This is a genomic window from Curtobacterium sp. NPDC092190, from assembly GCF_044755625.1.
Classification (GTDB): Bacteria; Actinomycetota; Actinomycetes; order Actinomycetales; family Microbacteriaceae; genus Curtobacterium.
The window spans coordinates 395809-408713 of record NZ_JBIVRJ010000001.1 but is presented as its reverse complement, the minus strand read 5'-3'; the positions used below and the strand labels follow the sequence as shown (position 1 = coordinate 408713).

11 protein-coding genes are annotated in these 12905 nt (G+C 70.9%); 5 read left to right on the top strand and 6 right to left on the bottom strand.

All coding sequences use genetic code 11. The features are described from left to right. Positions 1-2: 2 nt before the first annotated feature. Both ACIQFY_RS01900 and ACIQFY_RS01895 read right to left on the bottom strand, forming a co-directional pair. On the bottom strand, positions 3-818 hold the full coding sequence (locus tag ACIQFY_RS01900; protein WP_066654185.1) for a motility protein A: 816 nt from the start codon (positions 816-818) through the stop codon (positions 3-5). A gap of 2 nt (positions 819-820) precedes the next feature. Then, the gene (locus ACIQFY_RS01895; protein WP_066654183.1) at positions 821-1123 is read right to left on the bottom strand and encodes a flagellar FlbD family protein; all 303 of its coding nucleotides are present in this window, start codon (positions 1121-1123) and stop codon (positions 821-823) included. Positions 1124-1238: 115 nt separating this feature from the next. On the opposite strand from ACIQFY_RS01895, the gene ACIQFY_RS01890 reads away from it, so the two are divergent. The 3 genes from ACIQFY_RS01890 to ACIQFY_RS01880 all read left to right on the top strand — a co-directional run bounded on the left by ACIQFY_RS01890 (position 1239) and on the right by ACIQFY_RS01880 (position 5408). After that, complete coding sequence (locus tag ACIQFY_RS01890) at positions 1239-2453, top strand: hypothetical protein (RefSeq protein ID WP_400338068.1); 1215 nt, start codon at positions 1239-1241, stop codon at positions 2451-2453. A 92-nt stretch (positions 2454-2545) separates the two neighbouring features. Beyond that, the gene (locus ACIQFY_RS01885; protein ID WP_235426588.1) at positions 2546-4123 is read left to right on the top strand and encodes a UDP-N-acetylglucosamine 1-carboxyvinyltransferase; all 1578 of its coding nucleotides are present in this window, start codon (positions 2546-2548) and stop codon (positions 4121-4123) included. Positions 4124-4286: 163 nt separating this feature from the next. Continuing rightward, positions 4287-5408, top strand: a complete 1122-nt coding sequence (locus ACIQFY_RS01880; protein ID WP_400338065.1) for a DUF475 domain-containing protein — start codon at positions 4287-4289, stop codon at positions 5406-5408. A 31-nt stretch (positions 5409-5439) separates the two neighbouring features. On the opposite strand, the gene ACIQFY_RS01875 is transcribed toward ACIQFY_RS01880, so the two are convergent. Together ACIQFY_RS01875 and ACIQFY_RS01870 are read right to left on the bottom strand one after the other, a co-directional pair. After that, entirely contained in the window at positions 5440-6174 is a 735-nt protein-coding gene (locus ACIQFY_RS01875; RefSeq protein ID WP_066654178.1) for a hypothetical protein, read from the bottom strand. After that, on the bottom strand, positions 6165-7928 hold the full coding sequence (locus ACIQFY_RS01870) for a hypothetical protein (protein WP_400338063.1): 1764 nt from the start codon (positions 7926-7928) through the stop codon (positions 6165-6167). Before ACIQFY_RS01870 ends, ACIQFY_RS01875 begins: the two co-directional genes overlap by 10 nt. Before the next feature lie 296 nt (positions 7929-8224). On the opposite strand from ACIQFY_RS01870, the gene ACIQFY_RS01865 reads away from it, so the two are divergent. Further along, the gene (locus ACIQFY_RS01865; RefSeq protein WP_251155448.1) at positions 8225-9805 is read left to right on the top strand and encodes a Na+/H+ antiporter; all 1581 of its coding nucleotides are present in this window, start codon (positions 8225-8227) and stop codon (positions 9803-9805) included. A gap of 45 nt (positions 9806-9850) precedes the next feature. Here the strand turns inward: ACIQFY_RS01865 and ACIQFY_RS01860 are convergent, their stop codons facing one another. Together ACIQFY_RS01860 and ACIQFY_RS01855 are read right to left on the bottom strand one after the other, a co-directional pair. Further along, the gene (locus ACIQFY_RS01860; RefSeq protein WP_400338061.1) at positions 9851-10948 is read right to left on the bottom strand and encodes a type I restriction endonuclease; all 1098 of its coding nucleotides are present in this window, start codon (positions 10946-10948) and stop codon (positions 9851-9853) included. A gap of 205 nt (positions 10949-11153) precedes the next feature. Continuing rightward, a complete protein-coding gene (locus ACIQFY_RS01855; RefSeq protein WP_400338059.1) occupies positions 11154-11885 on the bottom strand; it encodes a FadR/GntR family transcriptional regulator in 732 nt (243 codons plus the stop codon). A gap of 84 nt (positions 11886-11969) precedes the next feature. Here ACIQFY_RS01855 and ACIQFY_RS01850 point away from each other — a divergent pair, with 84 nt between their 5' ends. Next, a complete protein-coding gene (locus ACIQFY_RS01850) occupies positions 11970-12884 on the top strand; it encodes a proline iminopeptidase-family hydrolase (RefSeq protein WP_400338058.1) in 915 nt (304 codons plus the stop codon). Positions 12885-12905: the final 21 nt, after the last annotated feature.

The window sequence follows — 12905 nt, the reverse complement described above, 5'->3', positions numbered from 1 at the left end:
GGTCAGGCCGCCAGCTGCTGGTCGTCGGCGGTGGCCTTCGCGGTCTTCCCGTCCTTGCCGCCGGCACCGCGCGCGGCGGGCGGGACCATCGCGGTGAGGCGCTCACCGAGCAGTCGGGGTTGGCTGCCGGCCTGCACGGCGAGCAGCCCCTCCATCAGCAGGGTCTGCCGGTCGGCCTCGAGCTGCGCGAGCTTCCGGAGCTTGCCGCCGAAGGGCAGCCAGAGGAAGTTCGCGGTGAGCAGCCCCCAGAGCGTCGCGACGAACGCGCTCGCGATGAGCGGGCCGAGCTCGTCGGGCTTGCCGAGGTTCGCCAGCACGTGGGTCAGGGACACGACGGTGCCGATGATGCCGACGGTCGGGGCGAAGCCGCCCAGGCCCATGAAGAACGCACTGGCGCTCCGCATCGGTGCGGCGTTCGACTCGATCTCGTCCTCGAGCAGGATCCGGAGCTCGTCGCCGTCGGTGCCGTCCGCGATGTTCTGCAGGGCCTTCTTCATGAACGGGTCGTCGTGCTTGTCGGCCTCCTGCTCGAGCGCGAGCAGGCCGTTGGCGCGGGCCGTCTCGGCCAGCCCGACCACGTCGTCGATGACCGTCTGCGGCGGGGTGACCTTGCCGGTGAACGCCTTCGGGACCGTCTTGAACGCAGCGAGGGCGTCCTTCATGGTGGTGCTCGCGACGCCGCAGCCGATGGTGGCGACGAAGACGAGGAGCATCGGCGCGGGCAGGAAGAGTCCCGCCATCTCGACGTGCTCCATCTGCGCCATCCCGAACAGGGCGCCGAAGGCGAGCAGGATGCCGACGATCGTTGCGATGTCCACGGTCAGCGCCCCCCGTCCTGGCTCCGGACGGCGTCGCGTCGTCCGTTGGTGACGAGCGGCGCGACGGGCGCGAGGACCGGCTGCGGTCCGGTCGCGTCCACCGCGGTGTCCGTGCCGTAGGCCATGCCGACGATCCGCGCGCGGTAGGCGGCGACGAGGCCGATGACGTCGGCCATGGACTCGCGCACGATGTACTTGGCGCCGTCGACCATGATGAGCGTCGTGTCCGGCGTCTCCTGGATGCGCTCCACGAGGTCGGGGTTGACAGCGAAAGCGCTGCCGTTGAGTCGTGTGACGACGATCATGGCCCGTCCTGGTTCTCGATCGTCCCGCCGCCGTCCGTGGGGCGGGATGCAGACCCGTCCGTGGGTGTGCACCGGTCGTTATCGGCGACGATGGCACCCCCGTTAGCCTGGCGTGGTGACCATCGTCGAGGACCTGCTCGCCGGGCCGCGGGGGCGGCGCCTCTGCTGGGAGGTCGTGCTCGGTACCGTCGGCGACCAGCCGGACGACGACACGCTCTTCTGGGCGTCCTACTGGACCTCCGCCCACCGCGGTGACGGCGTCTCGCTGTTCGGACCCGGAGCGTCCGAGCCGCGTCCGGCTCCGTCGGACGACGACGTGGTCACCGCCGTCGAGGCCCTGTTCGACGCTGCCGACCCCGCGTCGGCCACGCTCGACCAGGTGCTCGCGGCCCTCGGACGCGCGGCGGAGTCGGCGATGTGGTGGCAGGAGCCGGACGCCGAGGACGTCCTGCTCCAGACCGTCGTCCCGCGGTCGCTGCACGAGCGGATCGCCACGGCGGTCGCGGCTGCCCCCGGCGTGCAGGCACTGTTCGCCACGGACCAGGATCCGGCCCTGGCTCCTGCTCCGGCCCTGGCTCCGGCTCCGGCTCCGGCTCCGGCTTCGGCTTCGCGACAGTGGACCGTCATCCCGGACACGTCCGGGTACGGCGGCGCCGTTCGCCCTGCCGCAGCAGTGCTCGCCGAGTGGCGGCGCGAGCTGCTGGACGAACGCTCCCACGGCCTGGGCGACCCGGTCACCGCGCCGATCAGCGGGACGTGGTGGACGACCCCTCCCAGCGGGCTCCTCGACACCACCACCGAACGCGACGGCCGCGGGCCACTCGGGTTGTGGGCGGTCGAGGACCACACCGGGTGGGAGCGCGCTGCGGTCGCCCCCGTTGCGGTCGATCCGTCCGCGCGCATCGTGGTGGTCGACGACGCCGAGGACTGGGCCGCGCTCTGCCGTGCGGCACCGATCGACGTCACGGCCACGACCCGTCGCCACGACTGGTACCGGGCGACCGGTCGCGACGGCGCCTGGGTGGTGCCGGACTGGGCCGCGATCGCCGAGCGGTACGACGCGGTGCACCTGACCCTGCGGGGGTGGCTGCGCGCCTCCGGAACCGCGATCCCGGTCGACGCGGACTCGGCCGACGGCACCGCGGACTCGGCCGACGGCACCCTGGACTCGGCAGAGGGCACCCTGCACTCGGCTGACGGCACCCCGGCGAGCGTCATCGCCGGGTGGACCCCCGACACGACGGTCTGGCTGCGCGACCCCCGACCCGCGCTCGGCCCCTCGACGATGTGGCGGTGGAGCGGCGAAGACCGCGGCTGGTTGCCGGCCTGAACTCTCATGGACGAGTTATTCCCGATCCGATCCTGGATGATCGCCGGGCGATGTCCCCTGTTTTATCTCATGAGCGTGTTACCGTGGCGACCATGTCCGACACCACCACCGTCGTCACGCCCGCCGAGCCGACCGGCACCGCGCCCGCCGCTCCGCTGCGCGAGGTCGGCGCCCTCATCCGGGGCGCCCGCAAGGGCCGCAGCATGACCCAGACCCAGCTCGCCGAACGCGTCGGCACGAGCCAGAGCGCGATCAACCGCATCGAGCAGGGCGGACAGAACCTGTCGCTCGAGATGCTCACGCGCATCAGCGACGCGCTCGACCAGCAGATCGTCTCGATCGGCGGCGCCCCGCAGCGCGCCCACCTCCGGGTGCAGGGCGGTCGGAAGCTCAGCGGCTCCATCGCCGTGAACTCGAGCAAGAACGCCGCCGTCGCACTGCTCTGCGCGTCGCTGCTCAACCGCGGGGTCACCCGGCTGCACAAGGTGGCCCGCATCGTCGAGGTCGACCGCATCATCGACGTGCTCCGCAGCCTCGGGGCCACCGTCACGTGGTCGGAGGACGGCGAGGTCCTCGAGATCGTCGCCCCGTCGGACCTGCGACTGGACGCGATCGACGCCGACGCCGCCCGGCGCACCCGGAGCGTGCTCATGTTCCTCGGCCCGCTCAGCGGTCGCTACGGCTCGTTCCGTCTGCCCTACGCCGGCGGCTGCGACCTCGGCACCCGCACGGTCGAACCGCACCTCATCGCCCTGCGGCCGTTCGGCGTCGACGTCGAGGCGACCTCCGGCTGGTACGAGGTCGACGTGGCGAACACCGAGGTGCCGACGAAGTCGGTCGTGCTGACCGAGCGCGGTGACACCGTCACGGAGAACGCGATCCTCGCCGCGGCCGCCCGCGACGGCGTCACCACGATCCGCAACGCCAGCCCCAACTACATGGTGCAGGACCTCTGCTTCTTCCTCGAACTGCTCGGCGTGCAGGTCGAGGGCATCGGTTCGACGACGCTCCGCATCACCGGGAAGAGCCGTATCGACGAGGTCGTGGACTACTGGCCGAGCGAGGACCCGGTCGAGGCGATGAGCCTCCTGACCGCGGGGATCGTCACCGCGTCCACCCTCACGGTGACCCGAGCGCCGATCGAGTTCCTCGAGATCGAGCTCGCGACCCTCGCCGAGATGGGCCTGCGGTTCGACGTCAGCGAGGAGTACGCCGCCGCCAACGGTCGCACGCGCCTGGTCGACATCACGGTGCACCCGTCCGAGCTGCACGCGCCGATCGACAAGATCCACGCGATGCCGTTCCCGGGCCTCAACATCGACAACCTGCCGTTCTTCGTCGTCATCGCGGCGATGGCCGAGGGCACGACGCTCGTGCACGACTGGGTGTACGAGGGCCGGGCGATTCACCTGCTCGATCTCACCCGCCTCGGCGCGAGCGTCACCCTGCGCGACCCGCACCGCCTCGACGTGACCGGCCCGACGCACTTCTCCGGCGCCGAGGTCAGCTGCCCGCCCGCCCTGCGGCCCGCGGTCGTCATCCTGCTGGCGATGCTCGCCGCGAAGGGCGAGAGCGTCCTGCGCAACGTCGGCATCATCGCCCGCGGCTACGAGCAGCTGCAGGAACGCCTCAATTCGCTCGGCGCGTCCATCGAGACGTTCCACGACTGACCCTCAGCACCGCCCGGGCGACCTCTCCGGTCACCGCACCCGACGGCCCGTCCCCGCAAGTGGGGACGGGCCGTCACCCGTTCCGGAGAACGCACCGGTGCCTCCGACGCGTCTGCCAGACGGGACGGATGCGCGATCCAGCCGACAGGTGCTGCATGGGGACATGGCCACGAGATCGCTCCTGACCGTCCCCCTCGTCCTCACCGTGGCGGCCGCCGCCGCCGCGTGGGTCACCCTCGGCCCGGCAGCCGCCCTGGCCTTCGCCGCACTCGCCCTGCTCGAGATCGCGATGGCCGCGGACTCGTCGGTCCCGATGGCGGGCATCGCCGGTCGGCTGCACTCCCCCGCACGACGGCTCTTCCTGTCGCTCGGCATCGTCGCCGGAGTGCTCGCGATGCGCCTGCTCCTGCCACCCGCGGCCGTCGCCGTCGGCGGAGCGGCGGACCCCGCGTCCGCCGTCGACGAGGCCGTCTTCGCCCCCGGGTCCTTCTCGGAGCACCTCGCCGAGGTCCGTCCCGCACTGGCTTCCTTCGGCGCGGCCTTCATCTGGTTGGTCTTCGCCGAGTACCTGTTCAACACCGACCGCCTGTCACGGCGGTCCTGGCTGGGCGGTCTGGAGGCACGGCTCGCCCGGGTCGCGCGGCCGCGCGTCTGGTCCGTGGTCACCGCTGCGACCTGCGTGCTCGTCACGACCGTCCTGGTCGGACGCCACGACGCGTGGGCCCCTGACACGGTGCTGCCGGTCGCCGTCTGCGGCGCGGCCGGCGTCGGCGCGTACCTCGTGTCGAAGCGGATCGCCCGGTGGGCGCTGCGGGGCGTGGACGGCACGGACACCGGAGCGGTCGGGACGAGCGGCGCGTGGCGGGTCCACGCCTACGCCTCGACGGTGGTCTTCGAACGCGGGCTCGTCGTCTTCATGCTGTTCGAGATCCTCGACGGCGTGTACAGCCTGTCGGGGTCGGGCGTGCTCGGCGTGGACGGACTCGGTGCGCTCGAGCAGGCCGCACTCGCGGTCGCAGCCATCGCCGTCGGCGCGGTGTTCCTCGCCCGGACGACGTCGCGCCTGGACCAGGCGGCGACGCTCAAGCGCCTCCGGTACCTGAAGGCCGGGGCCGCGTACGTCCTCGGGGTCCTCGCGGTGCTGCTCTGGACGAGCCTGCTCGTGCCGGTCCCCGGGGTGGTCGTCGCCTGGTTCGGCACCGTCGTCATCGGTCTCGCGCTGGCCAGCTCGCTGCCGTGGCGGGCATGGGCGCGACGGTTCCGGCGGCGGACCCTGGCGGGCTGACGCGATCGCGGTCCGTGCCGCCCCTCGCCGTTCAGGGGATCGGCACCGGCTCCCAGGAGACGAAGAGCTGCATCCGGAACGTCGGCGTCGTGTCCGACGGACGGAACCGCGAGCTGAGCGCCGCGGACATCCCGTCCGGCACGGGCACGTCGGTGCTCGCGCCCAGCCGCCCGCTCGTCTCCGTCCCGTCGATCGAGGGGACCGACTCGACCTTCTCCTGCAGCTCGTCCGCTCCGTTCGTCGGGAGGTCGGCCGACTCGAGCGCGTCCCGGTAGGCCGCGACCCCTGCGGCCGCACCGGAGGTCGTCGGTCCCTCGACCTGCAGGACGAACGACCGACCTGCCGGGGTGATGACCTCGCCGGAGGAGTCGGTGAGCCCGTCCGGGTAGTCGTCGACGGTGACGATCACCTCGCCGACCGGCAGGTCGACGACCCGGTCGCCCGGGAGGACGAAGCGTGCCGGTCGATCATCGGTGGAGCTGTAGGCGGCGACCGCGTTCCGGACCGGCGACTCGCCGTCGGTGTCGACGCCGAACGCCTCGACGCTCGGCGTGCCGGTGAGGTCCCAGACCTCCACGCCGTCCTCGAGGCGCATGGCGGTCGGGGTGGGGCCGTTGTGCTGCACGTCGGTCTCGCTTCGGTCGGGACGGGTGGAGGGGTCGGACTGGGCCCCCGGTGGCGGGCCGGCGCAGCCCGACAGCAGGGCGACGACCGCGGTGGCGACGACCGCTGCCGCGATCCCTGGGCGACGAGCGTTCAGTGCCATGCGAGCTCCGAGTCGTGGAGGTTGTCGAGGAGTTCCGGGATGCGGTTGTCGAGCCGACGTTGCTGGATCCGATCGGGGACCGACCCACCCACGAGTTCGCGGGCACGGTCGGGGTCGTCCTGGACGAGCTGCTGCCACGCGGGCAGCGTGTCTCCCTCGATGTAGTCCCACCGGGTATCGAACTCCGAGATGTTCCCCTGGGGGATGTACCAGTGGTCCACCCAGCCCTGTGTGCCGGGGCTGAAGGGGTTCACGTCGACCGGTACGTCGATGCCGCCCTCGAACTGGCCGAGCGTCTTGGTTCCGGGGATGGACGCGTCGCCGACGATCCCCAACATCGTCGTGAGGGCCTCACCGGTCGGCTCTCGGTCGTGCATCTGCTGGTAGGCGCCCTGGATGGTGTCGCGCTGCTCGCGGAGCAGCAGGGTCTCGTTGCCCTGTGCGATGCGGTCCTGGTCCCCCGTGCGCCTGCCGGCGTCGATGTCCTGCCAGGCGGAGTACGTCTGCCGCTCCGACAGCGCGGCGTCGACCGGGTCGTCGTTCGCACCGCGGAGGAGCCCCGCGGCACGGAGCTCGTCGATGCTCGTCATGCCGCCGTCGAGGTAGGCCTCGTGCATCGTCGAAGCGTCCAGGAAGATGTCCTTCTGCATGCCGAGGAACGTGCGTTCGTAGAAGGCGATCTCGTCGTCGCCCATCCCGGCCAGCTGGTCGATGAGCGGTCGGATCGACGGAGGCGCCAGCGGACGTGCCGTCTGGATGTGGTCGCGGAACGAGTGCAGGTCGAGGAAGCCCGCCGCGAAGTCCGGGCCGACCATGTTCGCCATGCCGGCCCACGTGAAGGCGGGATCGTCGAGGTACAGGCTCGCGTAGTACTCGTACGAGCCGGCGACCTGCGGCATCAGTGCCGGAGCTCCACGGTCCAGCTGCCACGTCGCCATGTCGATGCCGACCTTCTCGGCCGCACGGGTCACGTACATGCGTTGCAGCACGTCGGCGTACCGGGTCGGCGGCAGGTCGGCGGCGCGGGCCGCTCCGACGATCGCCGACAGCACCGTCGACGACGTCCCCCACGCGGGTGGATCCGCGACGAGCCGGTCGAGGACGTCCGGGTTCGCCGCCAGCCATGCCGCTCCGACCTCCGGATCCATGTGCGACAGGACCTCGAGGGGGTCGACACCCTCGGCGGAGAGGGCGGCGGCGACGACGAGGTCGAGGACCCGGTCGGTGAGGGTGCCGTTGCCCGCCTGCTCGAAGGCGCCAGCGACGTGCTCGATCCATCCTGCGTCCGCGTCGTTCTCGTCCACGAGGCGCCGAGCGCCGTCGACGAACCCCGGGCCGCCGGTCGGCACCCACGAACACGAGGCAACGAAGCGCGACCACGCGGTCCCGACCCGGTCCACCTCGGCGCGGAGCGCGGTGTCGGCCGCTCGGGCGTGCGTCACGAAGCTCCGGAGGTCGGTCGGGTCGGCGCTGCTCGTCGCGGATCCGGAGCCGGTCGAGGTCCTGATGCGCTGCGTGGGCGAGAACACGACGGCGACCGTCGGGGGCTGCACGGGCGGCGCGGTCGGCCGCGGGTCGAAGAGCCCCTCCACCCCCGAGGCGATCCACTGCACCGCGTCGTCGTCCCGTCGTTCAGCGCGGTCCGCCTCACGCGCGTCCCAGGCCGCGACGTCGGCGAGCCGAGCGCGCTCCTCGGCGGCCAGCTGCGTGGCGAGCCGGACCTGCCGCGCCAGGTCGTCGAGCACCGACGCCAAGCGGGCTCGATCCTGGGCCTCGGTCGCGCACGCCTGTTGGAAGAGGCGTGCGTACGCGCCCCGGAACTCTTGCGACGCCGACTCTGCCGAGCTGCGTCTCCCTGCCCCCTGCTCAGCGAGGACCCGGTCTGCGTGTGATGCTGCCGTCACGAGTCCCTGCGCGGCGCCGTCGTCGAACTGTACCCCCATACAGGTGGAGCATAGCCGCCCTCCACCATCCGTGCCGGACCGATCGGGAAGGACGTGCAGCACGTTCGGCGTTGACTGACGCGTCGCAACGAATCCTGAGGAGACACGTGCTCGGTCCAGAACTGGTGGTGGCCCTCGGGCTCGCCATCGCCGTGACGGCTGCCGTCGCGGACCGCATCAGGATCGCGCCGCCCGTGCTCCTGCTCGTCATCGGCGCGCTGCTCGCCTTCGTCCCCACCTTCGGTCGGGTCGAACTGCCCGCCGAGGCCGTGCTGCTGCTGTTCCTCCCCGCACTGCTCTACTGGGAGAGCCTCACCACGTCGCTCCGGGAGATCCGCAAGAACCTGCGCGGCATCGTGTTGATGGGCACGCTGCTCGTCGTCGTGACCGCCGGCGTCGTGGCGACGCTCCTGCACCTGCTGGGCATGCCCTGGGGGCCGGCCTGGGTGCTCGGCGCAGCGGTTGCCCCGACCGACGCCACGGCCGTGGGTGTGCTCACGAAGATGCTGCCCCGCCGGAACGTCACGGTCCTCCGCGCGGAGAGCCTGGTGAACGACGGCACCACCCTGGTCGTGTACGGCATCGCGGTCGCCGTGACCGTCGGGACGCAGGAGCTCACGTTCTGGAACGTCTCCGGCATGCTCGTCCTGTCGTACGTCGGCGGGGTCGCGGCCGGACTCCTCGCCGCGTGGCTCGGCTCGCTCGTGCTCCGACGGGTCGACACGGTCGTGCTCGAGAACCTCGTCACGCTGCTCGTGCCGTTCGCGGCGTTCCTCGGCGCCGAGGCCGTCGGCGCGTCCGGGGTGCTCGCCGTCGTCGCCGCGGGCATCGTCGTGAGCCAGGTCGCTCCGAAGCTCGACCGGGCGGAGACCCGCCAGCAGGTCCGCGCCTTCTGGTCGTTCCTCACGTACCTGCTCAACGGTGCGCTGTTCGTGCTCGTCGGCATCGAGGCGATGGTCGCTGCCCGTGCCCTCGCCGCCCGTGAGCTGTGGAGCGGCGTCGGTCTCGTGCTCGCGGTCTCCGTCGTGCTCGTGCTCGTGCGGTTCGCCTTCGAGGGCACGATCGGAGGAACCGTCTGGCTCGTCACCCGGCGGTTCGGCGGCGAGCCGCGGGAGGGTCGACGCGACCGACTGGTGAGCGGCTTCGCCGGGTTCCGCGGTGCGGTCTCCCTGGCGATGGCGGTGGCGGTGCCGCGCACGCTCGAGTCCGGGGGCGCCTTCCCCGACCGCGACCTCATCGTGTTCGTCACCGCCGGCGTCGTCGTCGTGACCATCGTCGGCCAGGCACTCGTGCTCCCCGCCGTCCTGCGGCGCGCGGCGCTCCCCGAGGACGAGTCCGTCGGCGAGGAACGCCGCTACGCCGAGCGCACGGCGGTCGAGGAAGCGCTCGACGCGCTCCCCCGCCTGGCGCGCAGGGCAGGTGCCGACCGGGCGACGATCGACCGCGTCCGACGCGACCTGGAGGCCCACCTCGACGTGATCCAGGCTCGGGAGGAGGACGACGAGGACCACCCGACGCTGCAGAGGCACGACGCGACGGTCGCGCTCGAGCTCGCCCTGGTCCGGCACAAGGCCGCCACCCTGCTGCGGCTGCGGGACGACGACGAGATCGACGACCTGGTGCTCCGGCAGGTGCGCGCGGGCTACGACGCCGAGGAGGCGCGGCTCGAGGGATCGACGCCGACCTGAGCCCGCTTCAGAGTGGGTCCCGACCGCGATGACGAACCGCCCGCGTCAGCCCGCGTAGTGACGCACGGTCGCTCGGATCACCTCTGCGTGTTCGTAGATGCTGTCCATGCCGTCGATCGGGTGCTTGGTCTCGACCTTGTCTTCGTCGAACAGGCCGAGGTACTTCTGCTTCTTGCCGTTGAACCAGAGGCGGGCGATGGGCTTGCGGTTGTTGTCGTCCAGGAGCACTGCGAAGTACGACTTCTGGTCACGGTGCGCGATGCGGTCCGGCTTCACTTCACTGCACGCGATCGCCTTGACGATCTGGTACCCCTCGAGCTCCTCGAGCGTGGTCTCGATCTCCGTCTCACGGTCGAGGTCTTCCTCGGCGACGGCAGCACTCGTCAGTTCAGCAGCCGGGGTCTCAGGTTGCATCGGCGCGCTGTAGGAAGCGCCGAGAGCGGTCTTCAATCGGTCGTTCACTTGCTCGTTGAGGAACTGCTTCGATGCCTTCGAGACGAGGGTCTTGAACTGAGTTCGAGTCTCTTGTGTGAACCGCCCCTCGTACACACGGGAGGTGAACAGACGAACGAAGTCCTCATCGGGTTCCCTGAACTGCCCGGCGATCGCTCGTTTGATCGATCCGACGTACTTCAACTCCTCTGCCGCGCTGATGACCGAATCGAGGTCGAAGACGTCCTTCGTCAGCTTGCTCAGCTCAGGAAGGAGCGTTTCGTCGATGTCCGAGAGATCGAGGACGAGGAAGGGGCGGTCGTCCATCTTGTTGGGGGCGTCGAGGTCGGTGTAGAAGTTGTAGACCTCTCCGTTCGTCAGAACAGCGATGCGCGCATTCGTGACGGAGAAGTAGCGGAACAGCTGCGAGGCGTGCTCGATCTTCAGTGGTTCAGTCGACTTCTTGCACTCGATGAGGATCTGCACCTCACCGTCGCGCATGATCGCGTAGTCGACCTTCTCGCCACGCTTGACCCCGACATCGGCCGTGAACTCGGGTACCACCTCGAGCGGATTGAACACGTCGTAACCGAGGATGGTCGAGATGAACGGCATCACGAACGCGTTCTTCGTCGCTTCCTCGGTCTGGATGGCGTCTCGCTGGTTCTGCACCTTGGTCGCGAGCGCTGCAAGACGTTCTTCGAACTCCACTGTTCCTCCTCAGTCGATCTCAGCGTAATTGAGCAACGGTCGTTCAAGTGGACGGCCGGTCCCCCTGTCCTGGGGACAAGCAACGGGGAGGGATCACGACCGTCGACTGAGGATCAGAACCACGCTTCCGGCGACACCTCGAAGCCGTCCTGTCGAATCAGACGGCTGCAATGACGATCAGTGGCGGATCCGCTGCGACAGGCGGTCAGCCGGTCGGGACCTGCCCGGCCCGGAGCATCGCCCGCTCGAGCAGTTCGAGGTCGATGCCGACGTGCCGACGTGCGAGCACCCCCGCGTCGACCGACCGCCCGGCGCAGACGGCGTCGACGAGCCCCTCGTGCTCGAGCAGGGCACGGTGCTCCATCTCGGCCATGCCCTCGGCGGTGCCCCAGAGGTGCGCGGGCGCCGCGATCGACACCTGCGACTCGAGGTCGGCGAGCGCCGCTGCGAGCACGGCGTTGCCGGCGGCGTCGATGATCGCTCGGTGCAGCACCGCGTCCGCCTGCTGCTTCTCGAGCCCGGACCCGGCAGCGCGGAAGTCCTCGAGCCGGGTGCGCAGCGTCGTCCGTCCGTCGTCGGTGATCCGCTCGGCCGCTGCGGTTGCGAGTGCGCCGTGCAGCAGGGCGATCGCGTCGGTGGTGTCGCGGATGCCTGCCCAGCGGGCGAGCAGGGTCCGGGCGACGGCGTCGGAGGACGAGTCCGGCCACTGCGAACGGACGAAGGTCCCGCCGCCCCGTCCTCGACGTGTCTCGAGCAGGCCGCGGTCGACCAGTCGCGCGAGGGCCGCGCGGACGGTCACGCGTCCGACACCGAGGAGCACGGCGAGCTCACGCTCGGGCGGCAGCCGGGAGGCGGGCAGGTACTCCCCGACGGCCACGGCGGTGACGAGCCGGTCCTCGACCTCGTCGACACGGGTCTCCGTCGCGCGATCTGGCACTCGGCCCCCTCCTTGCGTTTCGTCCACGTTAAAGGACGAGAAAAGGTATTGCAGAGAACCTTTGCCCGGTCCATGCTGTGCGTCATGTCCCGCATCACCGAAGGCACGATGCCGTTCCAGGACGGCGAGACCTGGTACCGCGTCACCGAACCCGACGCCCCGACCCCCGGTGCGCTCCCGCTCGTGGTCCTGCACGGCGGCCCCGGCATGGCGCACGACTACCTCCGGAACCTCGGGGCGCTGGCCGACGAGACCGGTCGCACCGTCCTGCACCACGACCAGTTCGGCTGCGGCCGCAGCTCCCACCGACCCGACGCCCCGACGGAGTACTGGACCCCGCAGCTCTTCGTGGACGAGTACGCGGCCCTCGTGGACCACCTCGGTCTCGGCGACCACCACGTGCTCGGCCAGTCGTGGGGCGGCATGCTCGGATCCGAGATCGCGGTCCGGCAGCCGGAGGGGCTCCGCTCCCTGGCCGTCTGCAACTCCCCCGCGTCGATGCAGCGCTGGGTCGAGGGCGCCGCCGAACTCCGCGCGCAGCTGCCCGAGGACGTGCAGGCGGCCCTGACGCGGCACGAGCATGCCGGCACCGTCGACGACCCTGAGTACCTCGCCGCCACGCAGGTGTTCTACGAGCGCCACGTGTGCCGCGTCGTCCCCATGCCCCAGGACTTCGTCGACTCCGAGACCCAGATGGAGCAGGAGCCGACGGTGTACCACACCATGAACGGGCCGAACGAGTTCCACGTCGTCGGCACGATGCGCGACTGGACCGTCGTCGACCGGCTCGACCGCGTGGCGGTCCCGACCCTCGTCGTCGCCGGCGAGCACGACGAGGCGACGCCCGCCACGTGGCAGCCCTTCGTCGAGCGCATCGCCGACGTCCGCCAGCACGTCTTCCCCGGTGCGAGCCACTGCTCGCACCTGGAGCAGCCCGAGGAGTTCCGCCGCGTGGTCGCGGCGTTCCTCGCCGAGCACGACGACCAGCCCACCGGCTGAGGCGACCAGCCAGCCGGCCGG

What these genes read in the sequence shown, in the direction of transcription:
- ACIQFY_RS01895 (WP_066654183.1), bottom strand. Translation starts at nt 1,123, where the DNA reads ATGATCGTCGTCACACGACTCAACGGCAGCGCTTTCGCTGTCAACCCC.
- ACIQFY_RS01885 (WP_235426588.1), top strand. Translation starts at nt 2,546, where the DNA reads ATGTCCGACACCACCACCGTCGTCACGCCCGCCGAGCCGACCGGCACC.
- ACIQFY_RS01880 (WP_400338065.1), top strand. Translation starts at nt 4,287, where the DNA reads ATGGCCACGAGATCGCTCCTGACCGTCCCCCTCGTCCTCACCGTGGCG.
- ACIQFY_RS01875 (WP_066654178.1), bottom strand. Translation starts at nt 6,174, where the DNA reads ATGGCACTGAACGCTCGTCGCCCAGGGATCGCGGCAGCGGTCGTCGCC.
- ACIQFY_RS01850 (WP_400338058.1), top strand. Translation starts at nt 11,970, where the DNA reads ATGTCCCGCATCACCGAAGGCACGATGCCGTTCCAGGACGGCGAGACC.